This is a genomic window from Pseudomonas sp. R84 (assembly GCF_009834515.1).
Classification (GTDB): domain Bacteria; phylum Pseudomonadota; class Gammaproteobacteria; order Pseudomonadales; family Pseudomonadaceae; genus Aquipseudomonas.
On sequence record NZ_CP019426.1, the window covers coordinates 6250007 to 6275046 of the forward strand.

The window sequence follows — 25040 nt, forward strand, 5'->3', positions numbered from 1 at the left end:
CGACACGCGCGCTCTCCTCATGAATACGGGTTGGATTCCTACTAATTTAACGACTTGCCCCTGTAGGAGCTGCCGCAGGCTGCGATCTTTTGATCTTCTGAAACAAAAGCAAAAGATCGCAGCCTTCGGCAGCTCCTACAAGGGATGCGTTCAATTCTTCAGGCAGTAATGTTCAATCAGTTGCCGTAATAGATGCACGGTAGGCTGCAAACGTGACATTTCAAGGTACTCGCCGGGCTGATGTGCGCAGGCGATGTCGCCGGGGCCGAGCACGATGGTTTCGCAGCCAAGGCGCTGAAGATAAGGCGCTTCGGTGCCGAACGCTACTGCTTCGGCGCTGTGACCGGTGAGCTTTTCGGCGATGCGCACCAGTTCGGCGTCTTCCGACTGCTCAAACGGTGGCACTTCCGGGAACAACGGTTTGTAATCGATCTTCACCTGATGCCGCTCGGCGACCGGGTTGAGCTTGCGCAGAATCTCCGCGCGCAGGACTTTCGGGTCCATGCCGGGCAGCGGTCGCAGGTCAAACTCCAGCGAACACTGGCCGCAGATACGGTTGGGATTGTCGCCGCCATGGATGCAACCGAAGTTCATCGTCGGCTGCGGCACGCTGAACTGCGGATTATTGAATTCACGCTGCCACAACAGACGCAGGCCGCGCAGTTCGCCGATCGCATCGTGCATGGCTTCGAGGGCGCTGTGCCCCAGACGCGGATCCGACGAATGGCCGCTCTGCCCGAGGATGTCGATGCGCTCCATCATGATGCCTTTGTGCATGCGGATAGGCTTGAGGCCGGTCGGCTCGCCGATCACCGCCGCGCGGCCTAACGGACGCCCGGCTTCGGCCAGTGCGCGGGCGCCGGACATTGAGCTTTCTTCGTCGCAGGTGGCGAGGATCAGCAACGGCTGCTTGAACGGCTGATCGAGCAGCGGCAGCACGGCTTCGATGATCAGCGCGAAAAAGCCCTTCATGTCGCAACTACCCAGCCCGACCCAGCGGCCATCGACTTCGGTGAGCTTCAGCGGATCGGTCTGCCACAACGCATCGTCGTACGGCACCGTGTCGCTGTGCCCGGCCAGCACCAGCCCGCCGGGGCCGCTGCCGAAACTGGCAAGCAGGTTGAATTTGCCGGGGCTGACCTGCTGGATATCGCAGCTGAAACCCAGGTCACCCAGCCACCCGGCGAGCAAATCGATCACCGCGCGATTGGACTGATCGAGGTTCGGTTGGGTACAGCTGACCGACGGCGCGGCGATCAGCGCCGCGAACTGGTCTTGCATGGATGGCAAAGGCATCGCTGACTCCAACTCCCGAATTGAGGTCCATCATAGAACCATCCGGCGCTCGGAATAAACCGTCGCAGGGCGTAGGAAGTTTGAGTCCTGTACACTGCACGGCCTTGGCAGCCACACATTCCCCCGGCTGCGCTCCCGATCCTGGATTTTCCGGCCATGCAGAAAGAAACCGAAATCAAACTCCGCGTCAGCCGCGAAACCCTCGCCGCTCTGCGCGAGCATCCGCTACTGAAAAAACGCAACAAAAATGGCTGGGAACGCCGTGAGTTGATGAACCAGTACTTCGACACCCCCGAGCGCGATCTGGCGCAGGCCAAAGTCGCCCTGCGCCTGCGCAAGGACGGTGACGAAGTGATTCAGACCCTCAAGACCCGTGGCCAGAGCGTCGCCGGTCTGTCCGAGCGTAATGAATACGACTGGAAGTTGCCGAAAGCCAAGCTCGACGTGAAGAAACTCGACGGCGAATGCTGGCCCGAGTCGCTGGCCGAGCTGGACAAGAAAACCCTCAAGCCGATCTTCACCACCGATTTCGTCCGCGAGCGCGCCGAAATCGCCTGGGGCCGTGGCAAATCCAAAGTGGTTATCGAAGCCGCGCTGGACCTCGGTCACGTGGTAGTCGGCAAGCAGAAAGAAGAAATCTGCGAGCTGGAACTGGAACTGCGCGAAGGCGAGCCTGCCGCGCTGCTGGAACTGGCCGCTGAACTGGCGGAAACCCTGGCGCTGATGCCGTGCGACATCAGCAAGGCTGAACGCGGCTACCGCTTGTACGACGCCAACAGCTACTCGCTAAGCCTGCCGGCACCGGAGCTGACCGCGGAAACCCAACTCGACGACGCCTTCGCCGCGCTGAGCTGGCATTTGCTCGGCAGCAGCCAGCGTCTGGCTGAACAATATCGCTTCAACGGCCACTGGCGCCTGTTGCTCGATTGGGTCGAAAACCTTGCAGAAATGCGCGCCCTGCTCAGCAGCCTCGGCCAGGCCGCACCGCGTCAGTCGACCCATGATCTGCGCGTTGCCCTGGATGCCTTGCTGGAAGACTGGCGCCCGCTGGTGCAGGCCGGTATCGAAGACGAAGACGTGCGCAAAGCCGCACCGGAGCAGTTCCTCGAAGAACTCGAAGACCCGCGCTGGGGCCTGTTCTCGCTGAACACTTCGCGTTGGTTGCTGGCCCGCACCTGGACCGCCGAGCGCAATGTGCGTGGCAATCGTCAGGGCGGCGCGCAGTTGCACAGCTGGCTGCCGCGTACCTTGGGCGAAGAAGCCACGGCCCTGCAATTGCAGCGTTATCAACAGCAGCCGGAAGATCTGGCTGAGCAACTGCCGCGTATCGAGCGCATTCAGGTATGGCTGCACCACGCCCGTAACGTGCTGGACATCGCGGAAATGGATCGTCTGTACGGCGAGCTGAACAAGCTGGCGCAACTGGCCAACGAACCTACGATCACTGACGAACTGCTCGACGCACGCAAGCAACAGGCGATTGCGGTTTACCAGAATCGCGCGTGGAAAATGCTCCTGCGCATGTAACACCGCTAAAAGATCGCAGCCTTCGGCAGCTCCTACCTTTGGAATGCATTTCCCCTGTAGTAGCTGCCGAAGGCTGCGATCTTTTGCTTTATCGCAAGACAGGCAAACTGGTGGTGGACTTGATCTCCGACAACGCCACAATCGAATTCACTTCCTGTATCCCCGGAACCAGCGACAGCTTCTCGAAGAAGAACCGCTCATACGCCTCAATGTCCGCCGCGACAATCCGCAGCAAAAAATCCACCGAGCCCATCAGCACATAACACTCCAGCACTTCCGGAAAGCCACGAATCGCCTCGGTAAACTCAGTGAAGTTCGAACGCCCGTGGGCGTTAAGTTTGATCTCGGCAAAGATCTGCGTGTTCAGGCCGATCTTCTTGCGATCGAGCAAGGTCACTTGGCCGCGAATGATGCCCTCCTCCTTCATCCGCTGAATCCGCCGCCAGCACGGCGATTGCGACAGGCCGACCTGCTCGGCGATCTGCGCGCTCGACAGTGAAGCGTCCTCTTGCAGCAGGGCGAGAATCTTGCGGTCGTAGCTGTCCAGCTCGCTGTGCATAGAAAAACCTCCAATCGAAAATCTTGCGAATTGATCAATTCGATCGACCGCCAATAACGCCGATCATAGCCAAGAAATACCCCGCGACGAATGTAAAAATTCCTCCAGAAATTTTGGAGACTCGCCATGCCGCACCTCGAAGCAGTAACCACCGCGCCAACCCGCGCCGATGTCTGGAACGTCAGCAACGCCCATTGCCTGGCGCAATATCAAATCCTCGCCGAGGCCGAGCCGGATTTGCTGGTGCGGGTGCTCAACCTGTTCGCCCTGCAATTCCTCACACCCGAGCAGGTCAACGTGCAGCGAATGGATGACTTGATGTCGATCGACATCGTCATGGGCGGTTTCAGTTGGCATCGCGCGCAAGTGATCGCGGAAAAACTTCGCAACCTGATCAGCGTCTGCTCGGTGAATCTGCAAAACGCCGATAGCGTTTGGGATGCGCCGGCACAAGCAGCCGGCTGACAAATCCGGCAACGGCTTCGTCGGGTAGTGGCCCAACGGTCTGCAGGGTCACGACTATTCTTTTGCGCACTGTCGCTCAAAAGGAAGCCCGCATGTCCGTTCAACTTGCCACTCAGGACCGCTGGCTGGAACTCAACGAGGTGCTGCGTGAACTGGTCGCCCAAGGCTTTATTTGCCAGGACTCGGCGGAGCAGGCACTGAATGCCCGCCGCCGCCACGCCGCCCACGGCCAGATGCATCCGCTGGAGTTCATCGCCAGTCAGCAGCTCGACGACCTTAGCCGTCCAGGTAAACACCTCGACCTGGAAAGCCTGACCCTGTGGCTGGCGCAGCAGGCCGGCCAGCCGTATTTGCGCATCGACCCGCTGAAAATCAATGTCGCCGCGATCACGCCCTTGATGTCCTACGCCTTCGCACAACGGCACAAGATTCTCGCCGTGGCGGTCGACCGCGATACCGTCACCGTGGCCAGCGCTCAGCCCTACGTCACCGGTTGGGAAGCTGACCTGACTCACGTACTCAAGCTGCCGATCAAACGCGTAGTAGCCAACCCGGCGGACATCCAGCGCTTCAGTGTCGAGTTTTTCCGCTTGGCGAAATCGGTCAGCGGCGCCAGCAATGCCGACACCCAGAGCGGCAACCTCGGCAATTTCGAACAACTGCTCAACCTCGGCGCCAGCGATCAGGAGCCGGACGCCAACGACGCGCACATCGTCAACATCGTCGACTGGCTGTTCCAGTACGCCTTCCAGCAACGCGCCAGTGATATCCACATCGAGCCACGGCGTGAACAAGGCACAGTGCGTTTTCGCATCGATGGCGTGCTGCACAATGTTTATCAATTCCCACCGCAGGTGACCATGGCGATTGTCAGTCGCCTGAAGAGCCTCGGGCGGATGAACGTCGCCGAAAAGCGCAAACCCCAGGACGGCCGGGTCAAGACCAAGACCCCGGACGGCGGTGAAGTCGAGCTGCGCCTTTCGACCCTGCCTACAGCGTTCGGCGAAAAAATGGTCATGCGGATTTTCGACCCGGAAGTGCTGCTCAAGGATTTCGACCAGTTGGGTTTCAGCGCCGATGACCTGCGCCGTTGGCAGGACATGACCCGCCAGCCCAACGGCATCATTCTGGTCACCGGGCCGACCGGTTCAGGCAAGACCACCACGCTGTACACCACGCTGAAAAAACTGGCGACGCCGGAAGTGAACCTCTGCACCATCGAAGACCCGATCGAAATGGTCGAGCCGGCGTTCAACCAGATGCAGGTGCAGCACAACATCGACCTGAGCTTCGCCGCCGGGGTGCGCGCACTGATGCGGCAAGACCCGGACATCATCATGATCGGCGAGATCCGTGACCTGGAAACCGCTGAAATGGCGATTCAGGCGGCGCTCACCGGGCACCTGGTGTTATCGACCCTGCACACCAACGACGCACCCAGCGCGATCAGTCGTCTGCTCGAACTCGGCGTGCCGCACTACCTGATCAAAGCCACCGTGCTCGGGGTCATGGCCCAGCGTTTGGTGCGCACATTGTGTCCGCATTGCAAGGCGCCGCTGACGCTCGAAGAAGAAGACTGGCAAACCCTGACACGCCCGTGGCAGGCGCCGTTGCCGAGCAACGCGCAACGCGCCATTGGTTGCGTGGAATGCCGCGACACCGGCTATCGCGGACGCGCCGGGGTTTACGAAATCATGCAACTGAGCGACAGCCTCAAAGCCTTCATCACCCCGGATACCGATCTCACCGCCATTCGGCGGCAGGCGTTCAAGGAAGGCATGCGCAGTTTGCGTTTGTCCGGAGCGCAGAAAGTCGCCGCAGGACTGACGACGGTTGAGGAAGTGCTGCGGGTTACGCCGCAGAGCGAGCAGAAATAAGCCGCCACGGAACCGGATCGGGGAAATGGCGATCCAACGCCGTAGTTAACCCCCAGGAGTCATCTCATCATGCGTCTCAAACTTGCTGTTGCCACACTGGCCTTGCTGTCCCTTCCCGTTGGTTCGGCCATGGCGGACAGCTTTTGGCGTAACGTCATCTCGTCCGGTGCCACCACCGGTTCGACCTACCTGACCTTCAAGGATCACAAGCTGATCATCGCCGCTCAGGACGATGCCGGCAGTTTCGTTGCCAGTGACGGCGGCATTCGTGGTCCGTATCTGGAAGCCGCGATGCAAAAAGTCCGCGCCGACAATCCGGGCCTGCAGGCGACAGACATGGAACTGGCGAATGCGATTCTGGCGAAGAACGCCGTGGCTTCCGAGTAAGCCGTTCGCTAACAGAAATGCCGCTCATATGAGCGGCGTTTTTTTGCCTGGATTTCAGGATCACCACAATCCCTTGTAGGAGTGAGCCTGCTCGCGATAGCGGTGTGTCAGGCAAATTCTCAGGTGACTGATTCACCGCTTTCGCGAGCAGGCTCGCTCCCACAGGGGAAGGTGTGCTTGCCGGGAAATCAGCGGTAATCATCCACCGGGACACAGGCGCAGAACAGGTTTCGATCGCCGTAAACATTGTCGACCCGGTTCACCGCCGGCCAATACTTGTGCGCCTTGGTGTGCGCATCCGGGGTAATTCCTTGCTCGATGCTGTACGGCCGCTCCCAAATCCCGGTGACATCCGCCAGGGTATGCGGCGCCCGTTTCAGCGGGTTGTCCTCGGCCGGCCAGTTGCCGTTCTGCACTTCGGTAATTTCTGCGCGAATGCTCAACATTGCACCGATAAACCGATCCAGTTCAGCCTTGGACTCACTCTCGGTCGGCTCGACCATCAAGGTGCCGGGCACGGGGAACGACATGGTCGGCGCGTGAAAGCCGTAATCCATCAGGCGCTTGGCGACGTCTTCCTCACTGATGCCGGTCTGCGCCTTCAACGGTCGCAGATCGAGAATGCATTCGTGGGCTACGCGCCCGTTGCGCCCGGTGTACAGCACCGGGAACGCGCCAGATAAATGCTGCGCCAGGTAATTCGCCGTCAGGATCGCCACTTCACTGGCATCGGCCAACTGCGGCCCCATCATGGCGATGTACATCCAGCTGATCGGCAAAATGCTCGCGCTGCCCCATGGCGCCGCGCTGACGGCGCCGTTCTGCGCCAGCGGCCCGTCAATCGGCACTACCGGGTGATTAGCGACAAACGGTGCCAGATGCGCGCGAATACCGATCGGCCCCATGCCCGGGCCGCCACCGCCGTGGGGGATGCAGAAGGTCTTGTGCAAATTCATGTGCGACACATCGGCGCCGATGTCGGCCGGCCGCGCCAACCCGACCTGCGCATTGAGGTTGGCGCCGTCCATGTACACCTGGCCGCCGTGTTTGTGGATAACTTCGCAGATCTCGCTGATGCCCTCTTCGTACACACCGTGAGTCGACGGATAGGTTGCCATCAGGCACGACAATTTATCCCCAGCCTCGGCGGCTTTCGACTTCAAATCTTCCAGATCGACGTTGCCCGCCTCGTCGCATTCGACGATCACCACGCGCATTCCAGCCATCTGCGCCGACGCCGGGTTGGTGCCATGGGCCGAGGAGGGAATCAGGCAGATTTCCCGCGCACCCTGCTGCCGGCTCTTGTGATACTTACGGATCGCCAGCAGCCCGGCGTATTCGCCCTGGGCGCCGGAGTTGGGCTGCATGCAGATCGCATCAAACCCGGTGATTGCGCACAGCCAGCGTTCCAGTTCTTCGATCATCAAGGTGTAACCGACCGCCTGCTCGCGGGGCACGAACGGATGCAGGTTGGCGAATTGCGGCCAGGTGATCGGGATCATTTCGCTGGTGGCGTTGAGTTTCATAGTGCAGGAGCCCAGCGGGATCATCGATTGGTTGAGCGCCAGATCCTTGTTCTCCAGTTGTTTGAGATAACGCAGCATCTCGGTTTCGCTGTGGTGAGCGTTGAACACCGGGTGGCGCAGGTACGGGGTTTTGCGCTGAAGGTTGTCGGGGATGCCCGAACTCAGGGCTTCAGCGTCAAGTTCATCGACGTTCAACCCATGATCGGCACCCAGCAATACATCGAACAGCTTGGCCACCGTGCTTTCATTGGTTGTCTCATCAAGACTCAGTCCCACACGGCCGCGACCAAGAATTCGCAGGTTGATCTGCGCAGCCTGAGCGCTTTCGATAATCGCGGTTTGCGCACCGCCGACGTCCAGCGTCAGCGTGTCGAAGAACTGCGCATTGACCCGACTGATGCCTTTGCGCTCAAGCCCGGCCGCCAGAATGCAGGTCAACCGATGCGTGCGCTGGGCGATGCGTTTCAAACCTTCCGGGCCGTGATACACCGCGTAGAAACTGGCGATGTTGGCCAACAGTACCTGCGCGGTGCAGATGTTCGAATTGGCCTTCTCACGGCGGATATGTTGTTCGCGGGTTTGCAGGGCCATGCGCAGCGCGACGTTGCCCCGGGCATCTTTCGACACACCGATGATCCGCCCCGGAATCGCCCGTTTGTATTCCTCGCGACTGGCAAAAAATGCGGCATGCGGGCCGCCGTAACCCATCGGCACGCCGAAGCGCTGGGACGAGCCGAACACCACATCGGCACCCAGTTCACCCGGTGGCGTCAGCAACAGCAAACTCAACAAATCGGTAGCGACACAGGCCAGCGCCTGCTGCGCATGCAAGTGATCGATCAGCGGACGCAGATCGCGAACCTCGCCATGGGTGTCCGGATACTGCAGCAGCGCGCCAAACACCTGGTGCTGATTCAAGTTATCCACAGCGTCGATTATCAGCTCGAAGCCAAAGCCTTCAGCGCGGGTTTCCACAACGGAAATAGTCTGTGGATGGCAATTCTCATCGACGAAAAACAGATTGCTCTTCGACTTGGCGACCCGTTTGGCCAAAGCCATGGCCTCGGCAGCCGCAGTAGCCTCATCGAGCAGAGACGCGTTGGCGAGCTCCAGACCGGTGAGATCGATAGTCAGTTGCTGGAAGTTTAGCAGTGCTTCGAGCCGACCTTGAGCGATCTCCGGTTGATACGGCGTGTACGCGGTGTACCAGCCGGGATTTTCCAGGACGTTGCGCAGGATGACGGTCGGCGTGAGCGTGCCGTGATAGCCCATGCCGATCAGGCTGGTCCAGACCTGATTCTGCTCGGCGTAACTGCGCAGTTTGGCCAGCGCGGCTTGTTCATCCAGCGCCGCTGGCAGGTCGAGCGCGCGATTGAAGCGAATGCCTGGCGGCACCGTTTGCTCGATCAGTTCGATTCGACTACCGAGGCCGAGGCTGTCGAGCATCGCCTGCTGTTCGGCGGCGTCGGGACCGAGGTGGCGGCGCAGGAAGGCATCGGGGTCGCGTAACTGGCTCAGGGACGGCAACTGGGACATGACGGGCTCTCTCTTGGCTGGCGCTCGGCGTCAATGCAACACGGTCAAACCAGCATAGCAGCCCACATCGCCACCAATTTTCAGAGCCCCCCCTTTCCCCTTGTGGGAGCGAGCCTGCTCGCGAAGGCGGTGTGTCAGTCAATTCAAATGTTTCTGACAAACCGCATTCGCGAGCAGGCTCGCTCCCACAAGGGGAAATCATCGCCCACAAAAAAGCCCCGACGGGTCGGGGCTTTGGGTATTGCTTAGCGCTTACTCGCCAATGGCAGCCCTATAAGCGGCAGCATCCAGCAGCTTGTCCAGCTCGGCCTTGTCGCTTGGCTTGAGCTTGAAGATCCACGCACCGTACGGGTCGGAGTTCAACAGCTCTGGCGAACCGCCCAGCTCTTCATTGATCGCGATGACTTCACCGCTGACCGGCGAATAGATGTCGGAAGCGGCTTTCACCGACTCGACCACACCGGCCTGATCTTGCGCAGCGAACACCTTGCCCAATTCGGTCAGCTCGACGAACACCACATCGCCCAGCGCTTCCTGCGCGTGATCGCTGATGCCCACGGTGACGGTTCCATCGGCTTCCAGACGTGCCCATTCGTGACTTTCGGCAAAACGCAGTTCGGCAGGGATATCGCTCATCTTCGGTGTCCTCGAGAAATTGTCAGCGGTCTGCCCGCCGGAAAAGGTTAGATCAAAGTTTTGCCATGGCGTACGAAGGTCGGTTTGACCACCCGTACCGGGTACCACTTGCCGCGGATTTCCACTTCGGCGCGGTCGGCGGTTGCCATCGGAACACGCGCCAGGGCAATCGATTTGCTCAGCGTAGGAGAGAAACTACCACTGGTGATCTCCCCTTCGCCAACATCGGCGATGCGAACCACCTGATGGGCACGCAAAACACCGCGCTCTTCCAGCACCAGACCGACCAGTTTGTGCGCAACACCAGCGGCTTTTTCCGCCTCCAGAGCGGCGCGGCCAATGAACTGGCGCGTGGCGGGTTCCCAGGCAATGCTCCAGGCCATGTTCGAAGCCAATGGCGAAACGTCCTGATGAATGTCCTGACCGTAGAGGTTCATACCGGCTTCGACACGCAGGGTGTCGCGGGCACCGAGGCCGATCGGGGAAATGCCGGCACCAACCAGATCGTTGAAAAAACCCGGCGCCTGACTGGCCGGCAGGCAGATTTCCAGGCCATCCTCACCGGTATAACCGGTACGGGCGATGAACCAGTCACCGTCGGTATAGCCTTCAAAGGGTTTGAGGTGCTGGATCAGCGTGGCGCGGGACTGGGTGACGAGTTCGGCAATCTTGTGCCGGGCCTGCGGGCCTTGAATGGCGAGCATCGCCAGTTCGGAGCGCTCGTGCAGTTGCACGTCGTACTTGCCGAGCTGCGCGTTCATCCAGGCCAGATCCTGATCGCGGGTAGAGGCGTTGAACACCAGGCGATAACAGTCATCGAGACGATAGACAATCATGTCATCGACGATGCCGCCACGCTCGTTGAGCATGGTGCTGTACAAGGCACGGCCGGGGCGGTGCAGGCGATCGACGTCATTGGCCAGCAAATGCTGCAGCCAGGCCTTGGCCTGGGGGCCGGTGACATCGATCACGGTCATGTGGGATACATCGAACACCCCGCAATCGCGGCGCACTTCGTGGTGCTCCTCGACCTGCGAGCCGTAATGCAGTGGCATGTCCCAACCGCCAAAATCGACCATCTTCGCGCCGAGGGCGAGATGCAGGTCATACAGAGGCGTACGCTGTCCCATGGGTTTCTCCTTCCGGGCGTGGCGAAGGTGCGGACAGTCGCTGCACAGCGTGAAAGCCTTGTAATAGAAGGCTTTCAGCCAATTTCAGCGAAAAGATCTGTCAGACGAACCGCACCGAATGCCGCGCATTGTAGCCGCATGATTCAGGACTCACTACTAAGTGTTTCGATGGGCGGAGCGGCGAATCAGGCCGATGACCGGTAACAATCCAACCAGAACCAGGGTCAGCGCCGGCAAAGAAGCCCGCGCCCATTCGCCTTCGCTGGTCATTTCAAAGATGCGTACAGCCAGCGTGTCCCAGCCAAACGGGCGCATCAGCAGGGTCGCGGGCATTTCCTTGAGCACATCGACGAACACCAGCAACGCCGCGCTCAGCGTGCCGGGCAGCAACAGCGGCAGATACACTTTGAAAAACAGTCGCGGCCCACTGACACCGAGGCTACGTGCCGCTTCGGGCAAAGACGGCCGTATACGCGCCAGACTGTTTTCCAGCGGGCCGTAGGCGACCGCGATAAAGCGCACCAGATACGCCGTCAACAATGCTGCGAGACTGCCGAGCAGCAACGGTTTGCCCGCGCCGCCGAGCCAACCGGAGAGCGGAATGACCAGTTCGCGATCCAGATAACTGAACGCGAGCATGATCGACACCGCCAGCACCGAACCCGGCAAGGCGTAACCGAGATTAGCCAGACCGACCCCGGAGTTGATCGCCGGTGTCGGTGCTAACCGGCGGGCGAAGGCCAGTAACAACGCAACGCTGACGGTGATCAGCGCCGCCATGCCACCTAAATAGAGGGTGTGCAGAATCAACCCGGCGTAGCGTTCATCAAGATCGAAACGCCCGCGCTGCCAGAACCAGACGATCAGTTGCAGCATCGGAATGACGAAGGCGCAGGCGAACACCAGGCCACACCAGCTCATCGCCGCGAAGGCCTTTAACCCTCGCAAGTGATACAGCGCCTTCACCCGTGGCCGCTCGTTGCTCGCCCGATTGGCGCCACGCGCACGACGCTCGCCATACAGCACCAGCATCACCACCAGCAGCAACAGACTCGCCAGTTGTGCCGCGCTCGGCAGGCTGAAAAAGCCGTACCAGGTCTTGTAGATGGCCGTGGTGAAGGTGTCGAAGTTGAACACCGACACTGCGCCGAAATCAGCGAGGGTTTCCATCAGCGCCAGCGCTACGCCGGCGCCAATCGCAGGACGCGCCATTGGCAGCGCCACTCGCCAGAAAGCTTGCCACGGCGACTGACCGAGTACTCGCGCGGCTTCCATCAGGCCTTTGCCCTGCGCGAGAAACGCGGTGCGCGCCAGCAGGTAAACGTAGGGATAGAAGACCAGCACCAGCACGATGATCACCCCGCCGGTGGAGCGCACGCGTGGCAGGCGCAGGCCTGTGCCGAACCATTCACGCAGCAGTGTTTGCACAGGACCGGCGAAGTCGAGCAGGCCGACGAAGACGAAGGCCAGTACGTACGCGGGGATGGCGAACGGCAGCATCAGCGCCCAGTCGAGCCAGCGTCGACCGGGGAATTCGCAGAGGCTGGTGAGCCAAGCCAGGCTGACACCGAGCAGGGTCACGCCGACACCAACGCCGACGACCAGCGTCAGAGTGTTACCGAGCAGGCGTGGCATCTGGGTTTCCCACAGGTGCGACCAGATTTGCTGATCGATGGTCTGCCAGGAGAGCAGCAGAACGCTCAGGGGCAACAGCACCAGCGCGGCGATAGCGAAGACGATGGGGTACCAGCGGCGTTGGGCGGGGTGGGCCACTTTTGGGTCTCTGGGGGATTGGGGTGTTCTTGGTTTGGGTGTTTCAGGTTGAGATTGTTGCCCTCACCCTAGCCCTCTCCCAGAGGGAGAGGGGACTGACCGAGGTGCTTATGCAAGCTACATCGACCTGAAACATCGAGTCGAACTCAGGATTTGAATCCAACTCAGATCGGCTCCCTCTCCCTCCGGGAGAGGGCTGGGGTGAGGGGCTGGATCTTGAAGCAGACAAATTTATCGAAAAAGCCTCAATTCCAACCCGCCCGATCCATCATCCGGATCGCCTCAGCCTGACGCTTGCCCGCCACTTCCACCGGCAAAGTATCGGCAATGAACTTGCCCCACGCCGCCACTTCTTCCGAAGGTGCCACCGCCGGGTTGGCCGGGAACTCTTGGTTCACGTCAGCAAAGATCTTCTGCGCCTCAGGCGTGGTCATCCACTCGACCAAAGCCTTGGCCGCTTCCGGGTGCGGCGCATGCTTGGTCAGGCCAATGCCCGACAGGTTCACGTGCACGCCACGATCGGCCTGGTTCGGCCAGAACAATTTCACCGGCAGCTCCGGCTTCTGCTTGTGCAGGCGACCGTAGTAGTAAGTGTTGACGATGCCGACGTCGCACTGACCGGCGTTGATCGCTTCGAGCACCGCAACGTCGTCAGAGAATACGTCAGTGGACAGGTTGTTCACCCAGCCCTTGAGGATCTTCTCGGTCTTCTCGGCACCATGGACTTCGATCATGGTCGCGGTCAGCGACTGGTTGTAGACCTTCTTCGCCGTACGCAGACACAGGCGCCCTTCCCAATTCTTGTCAGCCAGTGCTTCGTAGGTGGTCAGTTCGCCCGGTTTCACCCGTTCGGTGGAGTAGGCGATGGTCCGCGCACGCAGGCTCAGGCCAGTCCAGGCATGGCTGGACGAGCGATATTGCAGCGGGATGTTGGCGTCGATGGTTTTCGAAGTGAACGGCTGCAGGATGCCCATCTGCTCGGCTTGCCAGAGGTTGCCGGCATCGACGGTCAGCAGCAGGTCGGCGGTAGCATTTTCACCCTCGGCCTTGATGCGCTGCATCAGCGGCGCTTCCTTGTCGGTGATGAACTTGATCCTCACCCCGGTCTTGGCGGTGTAGGCATCGAAGACCGGTTTGATCAGTTCATCGATGCGCGACGAGTAAACCACCACCTCATCAGCGGCCTGGGCCGTGGTGCTACCGATCAGGGTCAGGGCCAGTGCGGTCAGAAGACGCTTGGGTGCCAACATGGGAGCGGTCTCTCGGTCGGGAAATGTGGGCCAAATGATAAGGACTCACATTTACCACCTCAATCGAACTCTTTTTGAAGGAGTTACCAGATGTTGCACAGGCTGAATGTTGCGGTGACTGGACTGACGCTTCGCGAGCAGGCTCGCGCCTACACTGGAATGCATTTCAACTGTGGGAGCGAGCCTGCTCGCGAAGAGGCCATCAGCCTCAATGGAGATGTCAGGGTTTGGCGAGGGCCGGAAGATCCCCGGTCAACCCGAGGGCTTCACGCACAAACAGCGCTTTCGCCTCCGGCATCTGCTCCACCAGCTTCAACCCGGCATTCCTTAACCAACGCACCGGCAACGGATCGGCCTGAAACAACCGCTCAAACCCTTCCATCGCCGCCATCAGCGCGAGGTTGTGTGGCATGCGCCGACGCTCGTAACGACTCAGCACTTTCACATCGGCCAAACGCTCACCGCGCTCCGCCGCCTGCAACAGCACTTCCGCCAGCACCGCCGCATCAAGGAAGCCCAGGTTCACACCCTGCCCCGCCAACGGGTGAATGGTGTGCGCCGCGTCGCCGATCAACGCCAGGCCTTCAGCCACATAACGCTTGGCATGGCGCTGACGCAGCGGCACGCACAGTCGCGGATCGGCACTGATCACTTCGCCGAGTCGCCCCTCAAAGGCGCGCTCCAACTCACGACAGAAATCCGCTTCATCCAGCGCCATCAATCGCTCGGCCTCACTCGGCGTGGTCGACCAGACGATCGAACACCAATCCTGCTGCCCGTCACGTTCCAGCGGCAGAAACGCCAACGGCCCGTGATCGGTAAAGCGCTGCCACGCGGTCATCTGGTGCGGTTTGCTGCTGCGCACGCTGGTAACGATGGCGTGATGCAGATAATCCCACTCACGCGTCGCCACACCGGTCAGACGTCGCACTGCCGAGTTGGCACCGTCAGCGGCAATCACCAACGGCGCACGTAACTGACGACCGTCAGCCAGCGTCAGCAGCCAGTCATCACCCGAGCGACGCATCTGTTCCAGCCGCGCATTGGCCAGCATGCCCAGATCACAATCGTGCAAGCGATCGAGCAAGGCATCCTGCACCACACGGTTTTCGACGATATGGCCAAGCACCTCGGCGTGCACACTGCTCGCCGAGAAATGGATCTGCCCGGTGCCGCTGCCGTCCCAGACATGCATGTCGGTGTACGGGCTGCTGCGGCGTTTGGCGATGCCTTCCCAGACGCCGAGGCGTTCAAGAATGCGCTGGCTGGCTGCCGACAAGGCACTCACTCGCGGTTCAAACGCGGCTTCGGCGTCGAAGGGTTTGACGCTCAGCGGGCTGCCGTCGAGCAGCAGGACTTCGAGTCCGCTGTCCTGCAACGCCAACGCCAAAGCGCTGCCGACCATTCCGGCTCCGACAATCAGCAGATCTGCGCGCATTTCCATGCTTTAAGCCTGTCTCGCTTGCGGCTTGAGCCGCACGTAAAGGGTTTTACCGACCCGCGCCACCAGATTGCCGGCGCCGTCATGAATGTCGACCTGCAACTGTGGCAGGTATTTCTCGCCATTGGCGGTTTGCCGGCGAATCTCGGCGAGCAGTGTCTCGTCGATGCTGAACCGGGCGAACACCGGGCCTTTGCCCGGCGCGATGAAATCGATGTCGGCTGCCTTGTCCCAAACGATGTAGCGCGAGCCAAGGTTCTCCATGAGCATCAGCATGAAAAACGGATCGACCATCGAATACAGGCTGCCGCCGAACTGGGTACCGACGTAATTGCGGTTGTACCAGCCGAGGCCCATCGACACCTGCACATCGCGAAAGTCATCGCTGATGTGCCGAACCCGCACACCGGCGCCGAGGTACGGCGGGTAGAACGTCATCACCCAGCGCATCAATCGCGCTTTGCCGAATTTAGCGGTCAGCCACTTAAGCATCCGGACGCGTTCCCAAGCCCATGGCCTGACGCGCAAACCAGCGCTTGGCCGGTGGCAGCAGATCGAGGCCGAGCAGGCCGATATTACGGCCCAGCGAAACCAGCGGCTGCGTACTGCCGAACAGGCGCGTGACCTGATCGGAGAAACCGACGGTGAGATCCTGATCGAGACGCTGACGCTCGCGATAAGCCTGCAATGTGGCGAAGTCGCCCAAAGGTTTGTCACTCGCCAGCAATGCAGCGGCCAAGGCATCGGCATCGCGCAGCGACAGGTTGAAACCCTGCCCGGCAATCGGGTGCAGGCTGTGCGCCGCGTTGCCGAGTACAGCCAGATGCGAGCGCACTTGTTCTTCGGCTTCGACCAACGTCAGCGGATAAAGATGTCGTGCGCCAACCTGTTTCAACGTGCCGAGGCGGTAACCGAACACGCCCTGCAATTCGCTGAGGAAATCGCGCTCGCTCAGATCGGCCAAGCGCTGCGCGTCCATGCCCAAACGGGTCCAGACCAGAGCGCAGCGGTTTTCCGGCAGTGGCAGCAGCGCCATCGGCCCTTCGTCAGTAAAGCGCTCGAAGGCCATGCCGTTGTGCGCTTCGCTCGGGGTGATGTTGGCGATCAGCGCGCTCTGGTTGTACGGACGCTGGCGCACGTTGATGCCCAACTGCTCGCGCAGACCGGAGCGACCGCCATCGGCGAGCACCGCGAGGTCGCACTCAAGGGTGGTTTCATCATTGAGGGTCAGGCGATAGCCATCGGGCAGCGGCTCCATGCGTGTGACTTCCGCCGGGCAACGCCAGCTGATCACGTCTTTGTCGACGTGCTGCCACAGGCATTGGCCGAGCCAGGCGTTTTCCACCACGTAACCCAGCGCCGGCACACCCTCTTCCATCGCCGACAAGCGCGCGGTGGAGAAACGACCACGGTCGGAGACGTGAATCTGTTTGATCGGCTCGGCGCGGCGGGAGATTTCCTGCCACACGCCCAAGCGTTGATAAATCTGCCGCGAACCGAAGGACAACGCCGACGAGCGTGCGTCGTAGCTCGGCTGCCAGCTGTCGCCGGGAGCGAACGGTTCGATCAGCACGATCTTCCAGCCACGCGCCTTGGCCCCGGCCTGCAAGGCCAACGCCAGACTGGCGCCGACCAGACCGCCACCGATGATTGCCAGATTGACTCGACTCATGCCGCGTGTGTCCTTGCTTGTGCCATCAGCGCTTCGATTTCTGCGACGGTTTTCGGTACGCCGCTGGTGAGGATTTCACAGCCCGTTTTGGTCACCACCACGTCGTCCTCGATGCGCACGCCAATGCCGCGCCATTTCTTCGCAACGTTCTGATTGTCCGGAGCGATGTAGATGCCCGGCTCCACGGTCAGCGCCATGCCGACTTCCAGCACGCGCCATTCGCCGCCGACCTTGTACTCGCCGACGTCATGCACATCCATACCCAGCCAGTGGCCGGCGCGGTGCATGTAAAAGGCTTTATAGGCTTCGCTGGCGATCAATTCGTCGACCTCGCCTTGCAGCAAACCGAGTTTCACCAGCCCTGTGGTAATCACTCGCACTGTGGCTTCATGCGCCTGATTCCAGTGCTTGTTCGGGGCGATTTCGGCGAATGCGGCTTCCTGCGAGGCCAATACCAATTCGTAGATCGCTTTCTGCTCCGGCGAAAACTTGCCGTTGACCGGCCAGGTGCGGGTGATGTCACTGGCGTAGCAATCGATCTCGCAGCCAGCGTCGATCAGCACCAGATCACCGTCCTTGAGCAGCGCATCATTCTGCTGGTAATGCAGGATGCAGCTGTTGCGCCCGGCGGCGACGATCGAACCGTAAGCCGGCATTTTCGCTCCGCCCTTGCGGAATTCGTAATCGAGCTCGGCTTCGAGGCTGTACTCGTAGAGCCCGGCCCGACTGGCCTGCATCGCGCGGATATGCGCCTGCGCCGAGATCCGTGCGGCTTCGCGCATCACCTTCACTTCTGCCGCCGATTTATACAGGCGCATGTCGTGCAGCAGATGATCCAGGGCAACGAATTCGTTCGGTGGCTGGGCGCCGAGGTGCGCCTTGGAGCGGATGACGTTGATCCAGTCCATCAGGTGGCGATCGAATTCAGGGTTGCTGCCCATCGCTGAATACACCCGGTCACGGCCTTCGATCAGGCCGGGGAGGATGTCGTCGATGTCGGTGATCGGGAAAGCGTCGTCGGCACCGAAGTCGCGGATCGCGCCCTCTTGCCCGGCGCGCAAGCCGTCCCACAGTTCGCGTTCGGCGTTGCGTTCACGGCAGAACAGCACGTACTCGCCATGCTCGCGGCCGGGCATCAAGACGATGACGGCTTGCGGCTCGGGAAAGCCACTGAGGTACTGGAAGTCGCTGTCCTGGCGGTAGACGTGCTCGACGTCGCGGTTGCGAATCGCCACCGCGGCGGCGGGCAAAATCGCAATGCTGTTGGGCTCCATCTGCGCCATCAGGGCCTTGCGGCGACGGCTGTATTCCGCTTTCGGGATATGGGTCATGGGCAGATGGCGTTCCCTGGCACGCGATTAATGCAGCGACGGCTTGGCGGCTGGCGTCACGTCGGCTTTCTTGGTTTCCGAGAACAGCAGCAGCGGCGCAACGCGCAGGTATTCCATGACTTCCATGTAGTCGGTTTCGCCGTCTTCGGATTCTTCCAGGGCGTCTTGCACTTGGGAAATGGCAGCCAGATCCTGCAGCACCTCGGTGGCCTCAGTGCTGAGCATGCTGCTGTCGCGGCAGTTCAGGCCAAACCCGCTGAGGAAGCCCTGGCACCACTCGCCCAGTGCAGCGGCGCGGTCGGCCAGCGGTGCGTCATCGGTCGGCAGCAGCAGAACGACAGTGACGTCGTCGCCGGTCAGCTCGCCTTTGACCATCTCTTGCAGGCCGATCAGGGCGTTGCGGACGTTGTCCTGGATGTCGCCTTCGAGCAGTTCGGCGGCGTCGATCAGCCAGCCTTCGTTATCGAAGCCGGCACCGGCGCAACTGCGCCCGAGCAGCACGCCGTGCAGTTCGGCAGGCGAGACGTTATGGCCGCTGGCAGTCAGCAGGGTGGCAAAGGCTTGGTACGGGGAATTCGCAATGGTCATGGGCAGCTAGGCGCCAGACGGCGCTATGTCTAGAATGAAGGCCTTGTATCCTACATCGACAGACTCGCCAAGACTATTAAAGGCTGTCCGCCAGCTACCACCCATCAGACGAACACGTGGACACAATGGAAGACACCGACCTGCAAGCGCTGATGGCCAGACTCGAACTGCTGATTGGCCGAGTCGAGCAACTAAAGAGTCAAAATGCACTCTTACTAGCTCAGGAAAAGACCTGGCGCGAGGAACGCGCTCACCTCATTGAAAAAAACGAAATCGCCCGGCGTAAAGTCGAATCGATGATTTCGCGCCTCAAGGCCTTGGAGCAAGACTCATGAGTTCAAGCAATAGCGTTACCGTGCAGATCCTCGACAAAGAGTATTCGATCATCTGCCCGCAGGAAGAACGCAGCAATCTGGTCAGCGCCGCGCGCTACCTGGATGGCAAGATGCGCGAAATCCGCAGCAGCGGCAAAGTCATCGGTGCCGATCGCATTGCTGTGATGGCCGCGCTGAACATCACCCATGACCTCTTGCACAAAGAAGAGCGCCCGGATATCCAGGCCAGCGGTTCGACCCGTGAACAGGTGCGTGACTTGCTCGATCGTGTCGATCTGGTGCTGGCCGACGATCAGAACACCACCAAGGGCTGATTCGACTGGCTGCTTGCGGTATACTCGCGGCACTCCCTGGGGTGCTTGCCAGTTGACGATGTCCCTGAGCCGATTCGCACTACCCTGGAAGTTGCACGTTGGGCTGGTGTGCATGTCCGCTAGACGGAAAGCCTTAAAGTCTACTGCATCTTCCACCTTGAACTTTCGGGTTCAAGGGCTAAGTTGACAGCGGTTCATCCGGGGAGCCTGATTCGAATCCGATGTCGGTGAAAACCGCCATCGGATTTTTTATGCGTACGTTTTCGTCCAACCTGCCGAAGCCGAACCATGACCGAACCCGCGCTGCTGCCCCGCCCGCAACTCCGCCGCCTGCTGCGCAAGGCGCGCCGTTCGCTGAGCAAAAGCGAACAACGCGAGGCCGCCAAAGGCCTGTACCGGCAATTGGCGCAAGACCCGCACTTTCGCCGGGCCAAACACATCTCTCTGTATCTGCCCACCGACGGTGAAATCGATCCGCGCCTGCTGCTGCGTGAGGCTCAACGTCGGGGCAAAGCTACCTATCTGCCGGTACTCAGCGCCTGGCCGCGGACCAAAATGGTTTTCCAGCGCATTCGCCCGGGAGAAAAACTAAAACCCAATCGCTTCCGCATTCTCGAACCGCAAGCCAATCTGGCTCGGCAACGCAAGGTCTGGGCGCTGGATCTGGTGTTATTGCCGTTGGTCGGGTTTGACGATGTCGGCGGACGCCTGGGGATGGGCGGCGGTTTCTATGATCGCAGTCTGGCCTATCTGGCCCGCCGTAAAAACTGGCGCAAGCCGACGTTGCTGGGGCTGGCCCATGAGTGTCAGAAGGTCGAGCGATTGGCGCAGGCGAGCTGGGATGTACCGTTACAAGGCACGGTCAGCGACAAGGCGTGGTATTTCGCAGGATAGGACGCCGCGCAGATCAGCGGCGTCGGGAAAGCAGTTTCAGCGTTTGAAGGCTGTCGACTGTTGTACTTGCTGTGCAACTTCTATCGGCGCATCGGCCTTGTTCGACCACAGGCTCTGCGCGTAACCGGTGGTCACGACACCCAGGCCAAACAAAATTACCAAAGTCCATAGTAAATCCGGTTTGCGTTTCATCGATTGCCCCCCTCAAGGCACATCATCACGATGACAGCAGCGGTTTCCGTTTGTAGGCCGTGCAGCAGCGTCAAGCTTTAAAGGCCGGCATTTTGCGACAACGTGAACCTGCGCGCAAACGCTGACGTCAACCGACTGTCGGTTTGTCATAAAATTGCCCGACAACCTGCCCAATGACCGTTTCAGGAGCAAAAAACCATGGCCTATTGGCTGATGAAGTCCGAGCCCGACGAACTCTCGATCAAAGGTCTGGAAAAACTCGGCAAGGCACGCTGGGACGGGGTTCGAAACTATCAGGCGCGTAACTTTCTGCGCGCGATGGCGGTGGGCGACGAGTTCTTTTTCTACCATTCCAGCTGCCCGGAGCCGGGGATTGCCGGGATTGGCAAGATAATCAAGGCGGCGTACCCGGACCCCACCGCACTGGAGCCGGAGAGTCATTACTTCGACCCGAAGGCGACGCCGGAGAAGAATGCCTGGAGTGCGATTGACGTTGAACACGTCGAGACGTTTGCGCGGGTGTTGAAGCTGGATTATCTGAAGCAGCAGACGGCACTGGCGGAGATGCCGTTGGTGCAGAAGGGCTCACGATTGTCGGTGATGCCGGTGACGGCGGAGCAATGGGCTGCAGTGATGGCGTTGAAACCTTGAATCATCCTTCGCCTTAGAGATTGCCTTCGCGAGCAAGCTCGCTCCCACAGTGGATTTGTGATGATGCACATTTTTGCATCCACCGAAGAACCTGTGGGAGCGAGCCTGCTCGCGAAGAGGCTCGCCCGGACAGCAGAAGTCTTACTGAATGATCAGGTTGTTGAACAACAGGTCCTCAACCACCGGCTTGCCGGTCTCGTCATTCATCACTTGCTGAGTCTGCTTCAACGCTTCCTGACGCAGCTTCTCTTTACCTTCGATGCTGCCCATCGCCTCGGTGGTCTGCTGCGTAAACAGCGCCACCAGTTGATTGCGGATCAACGGTTCGTTGGCCTTGACCAGTTTCGCCGACTCTTCGCCCGTCACACGCAGCGCCACGTCAGCCTTGTAGACCTTGAGCTTCGGTGTGCCATCCAGCCCGTAGTTACCCACAAACGGCGGGCTCAGGGTGATGTAGCTTACCTTCGGCGCCTCGCCTTCTTTGGCTTCTTCGGCCAGCGCTGCCACAGGCAGAGACAGGGCCAGCAACAACATGATCCACGCTTTCACAATTCGCTCCTTATCCGGTTTGCGGCCTAGCATAACGACCCGCCGCGCAAGCACAAGCTTATGGCTGACTATCAGGGCCGGGTATGCTCGTTGACCCGTTGACTGACACACCTACACTTATCGGCCATCACTCCCAAAGGAATAGCCCTGATGAAAGCCGTGCTGTGCAAAGCCTTCGGCCCTGCCGAATCGCTGGCGCTGGAAGAGGTCGCCAGCCCCGCCCCGAAGAAGAATGAAATCCTGCTGGACGTGCACGCCGCCGGGGTCAACTTCCCGGACACGCTGATCATCGAGGGCAAGTACCAGTTCAAGCCACCCTTCCCGTTCTCGCCGGGTGGCGAAGCGGCAGGCGTGGTTCGCGAAGTCGGCGAAAAAGTCAGCCACCTCAAGGTCGGTGACCGGGTCATGGCCCTGACCGGTTGGGGCAGTTTCGCCGAACAGGTCGCGGTGCCGGGCTATAACGTGCTGCCGATTCCGCCATCGATGGATTTCAACATCGCCGCGGCCTTCAGCATGACCTACGGCACTTCGATGCACGCGCTCAAGCAGCGCGCCAACCTGCAACCGGGCGAAACCCTGCTGGTGCTCGGTGCCTCCGGCGGTGTCGGCCTGGCTGCCGTGGAAATCGGCAAAGCCATGGGCGCCCGGGTGATTGCTGCCGCCAGCAGTGCCGAGAAACTCGCGGTGGCCAAAGCTGCCGGCGCTGATGAGCTGATCAATTACAGCGAAACCAGCCTCAAGGATGAAATCAAACGCCTTACCGACGGCCAAGGCGCCGATGTGATCTACGACCCAGTCGGCGGCGATCTGTTCGATCAAGCTATCCGCGCCATCGCCTGGAATGGTCGCCTGCTGGTGGTGGGCTTCGCCAGCGGGCGCATTCCGGAACTGCCGGTAAACCTCGCCCTGCTCAAAGGCGCGGCAGTGCTCGGCGTGTTCTGGGGCTCCTTCGCCCAGCGCCAGCCGCAGGATAACGCGGCGAACTTTCAGCAGTTGTTCGGCTGGTTCGCCGAGGGCAAGTTGAAACCGCTGGTGTCGCAGGTGTACCCGTTGAGCAATGCGGCGCAGGCGATCAATGACCTTGGCCAGCGCAAGGCGGTGGGCAAGGTGGTGGTGCAGGTGCGCTGAAGGACTCTCACCAGTAAGGCCGGGTTTATCCGGCCGTTTTTTTTAAAACTTTCGTTACCACTAATAACTAATAACCGGTAGTAACTATATACCGCAGTCGTTACAGCAGATCACAGTAGTTTGATCACATACAGACACAAGGAGTAACTGTATGAGTGATCAAAACTGGCAACCGGGCCAGCCCTTACCTTTAGGCCTAACAGAAATCAACCCTTACAAAACGCCAACTTACTCACCGAATGCGGGCGGGGGATACGACCGCACTGGGCGAACGAGAAATAGAAGCCGAACCGGCTCAGACTTATTCAGCCAGTTATCTCACCAAGACATCGCCGACATCAATGAAGCCATCATCATTTCGCAAACGATTCAAAAAATCGAAGCCAGCAAGGCAACTATCGCTAATGATCACCAGATAAAATCCAGTCAGCTTGCTGCCACTCTTCAATCCGAGATCATTACAATCACTGCTAACTTGGGTGGTGTGCACGGCATTACGCCTGTCGAAGCACTTACCCACCAACAAACAGCATTAACCTACTTGATACATAAAAAACCCTTGAGCAAAACAGTAACCAGGCAAGAGCAAATGCAGGTGGTTGGCAACAATTGGTTGGGTAGCGCGGCACAAGCAAGTGGCTCGCCGGTTCCTGCACAGATTGCCGATCAGTTGCGTGGTCAGGAGTTCAGGAATTTTGATAGATTCAGGGAAAGCTTCTGGAAAGCGGTTGCAACGGATGGGTCACTAAGGCGACAGTTCGGTAAAGTTGATTTGGAGCAAATGGCCAACGGCGCAGCACCTTATGCGGAGCCTTTGGACACCGTCGGCGGCAGAGAAAAAATTGAAATACACCACAAGCACCGAATTGCTGATGGCGGAGAAGTATACGGTCTGGAAAACCTAAGCATCCTAACTCCAAAAGCGCACGTAGAATTGCATAAAAAAGGTACTCCACAATGAATTTCAAAGATAAGTTAGAGGATTACACAGAGGTAGAATTCTTAACTTTTTTAAGAGGCTTCTTCGAGAATGACAGTGGTCTTTCGGGCGATGCCTATAGTGAGTATTCCTCCAGGCGGATGCGGCATTTTGAAAAAGTAACAGAACATCCAAGGAAACGGCTGGTTTTAACTCGTCCAATAGGACGCGAAGATAGCCCAGAAGGAGCGCTCGAAGAAATCAAAGAATGGCGCCTAGCAAACGGCAAACCTGGCTTTAAACCAGAGTAATAAAAAATAGCGCCACACTCTGTGGCGCTGTCTAGCTAAGAATCAAAGCAACTCACGAATTTCCACAGGCAGCAGACTCACAAATTTGCGCGTTGGACTCTCTCGACAACTCCTCACAATCATCGAAACTCGCTTGTTCATCTTCGCAATCATCGCCAGACGCTGTTCATCCGGCAGCTGAGTCTTGTGGAAGACGTTCGTAAGATAGGCTCGGGTTTGTACGAACGCCGCCGAATCGATCCATGAATACTCAGCAATATTCGCCAGATTCTCGTTAACCGAACGGCATCGCAAAACTTTCAGTTGCTGATTGACATGAATGGGCTGATCCAGATCGAGCCGAAAGACCATCGGCGCGACGACTTCCTGCTTTTCGGGTTTGTCCTCCTCAACGGCCCAAGGCTTGAAACGCCACTGCGCCAGCGCAACTCTGACCGCTTCAGCCAGATCGGGGTGGTCACTTTTCAGAATGCTGATTTCGCTGACAGAGCCGTCCGCCCTGACGACGAAACGGGCTTTCACCTCTCCCGTAACCCCCGCCCGGAACAATGCCAATGGATAAATGGGTCGTGGGTTGTCTTCGGGAATCAACAGCGCTCCCGCCGCTTGCACCACACCGCTGACCGACAACAAAAGCAACGCCACAATCCACCGCATGTTCCGCCCCCTAGCGCTCGAATGCCAATCCCGGCAACAGCACAAAGGTTACGGAGCAATGACGCTTAACTGAATGGCACAACTTCTGCGTTGGGT

The 25040-nt window shown here is 59.5% G+C and carries 26 protein-coding genes and 1 other RNA gene; 12 read left to right on the plus strand and 15 right to left on the minus strand.

The genetic code is table 11. The features are described from left to right. Positions 1-150: 150 nt before the first annotated feature. Positions 151-1296 (minus strand): acetylornithine deacetylase, encoded by a 1146-nt coding sequence (gene argE, locus PspR84_RS27770; RefSeq protein ID WP_160059822.1) that lies wholly within the window; start codon positions 1294-1296, stop codon positions 151-153. A 156-nt stretch (positions 1297-1452) separates the two neighbouring features. On the opposite strand from argE, the gene PspR84_RS27775 reads away from it, so the two are divergent. Continuing rightward, complete coding sequence (locus tag PspR84_RS27775; protein ID WP_160059823.1) at positions 1453-2823, plus strand: CYTH domain-containing protein; 1371 nt, start codon at positions 1453-1455, stop codon at positions 2821-2823. Between the two features lie 88 nt (positions 2824-2911). Here the strand turns inward: PspR84_RS27775 and PspR84_RS27780 are convergent, their stop codons facing one another. Then, positions 2912-3382, minus strand: coding sequence for an Lrp/AsnC family transcriptional regulator (locus PspR84_RS27780; protein ID WP_160059824.1), 471 nt, complete (start codon positions 3380-3382; stop codon positions 2912-2914). A 126-nt stretch (positions 3383-3508) separates the two neighbouring features. Here PspR84_RS27780 and PspR84_RS27785 point away from each other — a divergent pair, with 126 nt between their 5' ends. From PspR84_RS27785 to PspR84_RS27795, 3 genes are all read left to right on the plus strand, one after another. After that, the gene (locus PspR84_RS27785; RefSeq protein WP_160059825.1) at positions 3509-3847 is read left to right on the plus strand and encodes a hypothetical protein; all 339 of its coding nucleotides are present in this window, start codon (positions 3509-3511) and stop codon (positions 3845-3847) included. Between the two features lie 92 nt (positions 3848-3939). Then, complete coding sequence (locus tag PspR84_RS27790; RefSeq protein ID WP_160059826.1) at positions 3940-5724, plus strand: GspE/PulE family protein; 1785 nt, start codon at positions 3940-3942, stop codon at positions 5722-5724. Positions 5725-5790: 66 nt separating this feature from the next. Further along, positions 5791-6111: a DUF2388 domain-containing protein gene (locus tag PspR84_RS27795; protein ID WP_171057234.1), complete on the plus strand. Its 321-nt coding sequence runs from the start codon at positions 5791-5793 to the stop codon at positions 6109-6111. Between the two features lie 188 nt (positions 6112-6299). Here PspR84_RS27795 and gcvP read toward each other — a convergent pair whose 3' ends face one another. From gcvP to PspR84_RS27845, 10 genes are all read right to left on the minus strand, one after another. Continuing rightward, complete coding sequence (gene gcvP / locus PspR84_RS27800; protein ID WP_160059827.1) at positions 6300-9173, minus strand: aminomethyl-transferring glycine dehydrogenase; 2874 nt, start codon at positions 9171-9173, stop codon at positions 6300-6302. Between the two features lie 252 nt (positions 9174-9425). After that, complete coding sequence (gene gcvH, locus PspR84_RS27805; protein ID WP_160059828.1) at positions 9426-9809, minus strand: glycine cleavage system protein GcvH; 384 nt, start codon at positions 9807-9809, stop codon at positions 9426-9428. Between the two features lie 47 nt (positions 9810-9856). After that, entirely contained in the window at positions 9857-10939 is a 1083-nt protein-coding gene (gene gcvT / locus PspR84_RS27810) for a glycine cleavage system aminomethyltransferase GcvT (protein ID WP_038359018.1), read from the minus strand. A gap of 156 nt (positions 10940-11095) precedes the next feature. After that, entirely contained in the window at positions 11096-12712 is a 1617-nt protein-coding gene (locus tag PspR84_RS27815; protein ID WP_160059829.1) for an iron ABC transporter permease, read from the minus strand. A gap of 245 nt (positions 12713-12957) precedes the next feature. After that, positions 12958-13962 (minus strand): extracellular solute-binding protein, encoded by a 1005-nt coding sequence (locus PspR84_RS27820; protein ID WP_160059830.1) that lies wholly within the window; start codon positions 13960-13962, stop codon positions 12958-12960. A 220-nt stretch (positions 13963-14182) separates the two neighbouring features. Next, positions 14183-15400: a 2-octaprenyl-3-methyl-6-methoxy-1,4-benzoquinol hydroxylase gene (locus tag PspR84_RS27825; RefSeq protein ID WP_174244539.1), complete on the minus strand. Its 1218-nt coding sequence runs from the start codon at positions 15398-15400 to the stop codon at positions 14183-14185. Between the two features lie 9 nt (positions 15401-15409). Continuing rightward, complete coding sequence (locus tag PspR84_RS27830; RefSeq protein WP_160059831.1) at positions 15410-15895, minus strand: DUF4442 domain-containing protein; 486 nt, start codon at positions 15893-15895, stop codon at positions 15410-15412. After that, positions 15888-17075 (minus strand): 2-octaprenyl-6-methoxyphenyl hydroxylase, encoded by a 1188-nt coding sequence (gene ubiH, locus PspR84_RS27835; protein WP_160059832.1) that lies wholly within the window; start codon positions 17073-17075, stop codon positions 15888-15890. Before ubiH ends, PspR84_RS27830 begins: the two co-directional genes overlap by 8 nt. Then, positions 17072-18406, minus strand: coding sequence for a Xaa-Pro aminopeptidase (gene pepP / locus PspR84_RS27840; RefSeq protein ID WP_116028461.1), 1335 nt, complete (start codon positions 18404-18406; stop codon positions 17072-17074). The genes ubiH and pepP overlap by 4 nt, the downstream gene beginning before the upstream one ends. A 27-nt stretch (positions 18407-18433) precedes the next feature. Next, the gene (locus tag PspR84_RS27845) at positions 18434-18994 is read right to left on the minus strand and encodes a YecA family protein (RefSeq protein ID WP_160059833.1); all 561 of its coding nucleotides are present in this window, start codon (positions 18992-18994) and stop codon (positions 18434-18436) included. A gap of 125 nt (positions 18995-19119) precedes the next feature. Between PspR84_RS27845 and PspR84_RS27850 the strand changes: the two genes are divergently transcribed. The 4 genes from PspR84_RS27850 (at position 19120) to PspR84_RS27865 (ending at position 20537) form a co-directional block, all read left to right on the plus strand. Next, positions 19120-19329 (plus strand): TIGR02449 family protein, encoded by a 210-nt coding sequence (locus PspR84_RS27850; RefSeq protein WP_007911197.1) that lies wholly within the window; start codon positions 19120-19122, stop codon positions 19327-19329. Then, positions 19326-19643 (plus strand): cell division protein ZapA, encoded by a 318-nt coding sequence (locus tag PspR84_RS27855; protein ID WP_034151990.1) that lies wholly within the window; start codon positions 19326-19328, stop codon positions 19641-19643. Before PspR84_RS27850 ends, PspR84_RS27855 begins: the two co-directional genes overlap by 4 nt. A 30-nt stretch (positions 19644-19673) precedes the next feature. Beyond that, positions 19674-19852: non-coding RNA, 6S RNA (gene ssrS / locus PspR84_RS27860), on the plus strand. A 79-nt stretch (positions 19853-19931) separates the two neighbouring features. Further along, on the plus strand, positions 19932-20537 hold the full coding sequence (locus PspR84_RS27865) for a 5-formyltetrahydrofolate cyclo-ligase (protein WP_160059834.1): 606 nt from the start codon (positions 19932-19934) through the stop codon (positions 20535-20537). A gap of 36 nt (positions 20538-20573) precedes the next feature. On the opposite strand, the gene PspR84_RS29530 is transcribed toward PspR84_RS27865, so the two are convergent. After that, positions 20574-20729, minus strand: coding sequence for a hypothetical protein (locus tag PspR84_RS29530; protein ID WP_016985917.1), 156 nt, complete (start codon positions 20727-20729; stop codon positions 20574-20576). Positions 20730-20927: 198 nt separating this feature from the next. Between PspR84_RS29530 and PspR84_RS27870 the strand changes: the two genes are divergently transcribed. Further along, a complete protein-coding gene (locus tag PspR84_RS27870) occupies positions 20928-21380 on the plus strand; it encodes an EVE domain-containing protein (protein ID WP_160059835.1) in 453 nt (150 codons plus the stop codon). Between the two features lie 141 nt (positions 21381-21521). On the opposite strand, the gene PspR84_RS27875 is transcribed toward PspR84_RS27870, so the two are convergent. Continuing rightward, positions 21522-21929 (minus strand): flagellar basal body-associated protein FliL, encoded by a 408-nt coding sequence (locus PspR84_RS27875; protein WP_034151993.1) that lies wholly within the window; start codon positions 21927-21929, stop codon positions 21522-21524. Between the two features lie 150 nt (positions 21930-22079). On the opposite strand from PspR84_RS27875, the gene PspR84_RS27880 reads away from it, so the two are divergent. From PspR84_RS27880 to PspR84_RS27890, 3 genes are all read left to right on the plus strand, one after another. Then, positions 22080-23057, plus strand: coding sequence for an NADPH:quinone oxidoreductase family protein (locus tag PspR84_RS27880; RefSeq protein ID WP_160059836.1), 978 nt, complete (start codon positions 22080-22082; stop codon positions 23055-23057). 151 nt (positions 23058-23208) lie between these two features. Further along, positions 23209-24018, plus strand: a complete 810-nt coding sequence (locus tag PspR84_RS27885) for an HNH endonuclease signature motif containing protein (RefSeq protein ID WP_160059837.1) — start codon at positions 23209-23211, stop codon at positions 24016-24018. After that, a complete protein-coding gene (locus tag PspR84_RS27890) occupies positions 24015-24287 on the plus strand; it encodes a bacteriocin immunity protein (RefSeq protein WP_160059838.1) in 273 nt (90 codons plus the stop codon). Before PspR84_RS27885 ends, PspR84_RS27890 begins: the two co-directional genes overlap by 4 nt. A gap of 42 nt (positions 24288-24329) precedes the next feature. Here PspR84_RS27890 and PspR84_RS27895 read toward each other — a convergent pair whose 3' ends face one another. Further along, positions 24330-24944: an energy transducer TonB gene (locus PspR84_RS27895; protein ID WP_160059839.1), complete on the minus strand. Its 615-nt coding sequence runs from the start codon at positions 24942-24944 to the stop codon at positions 24330-24332. Positions 24945-25040: the final 96 nt, after the last annotated feature.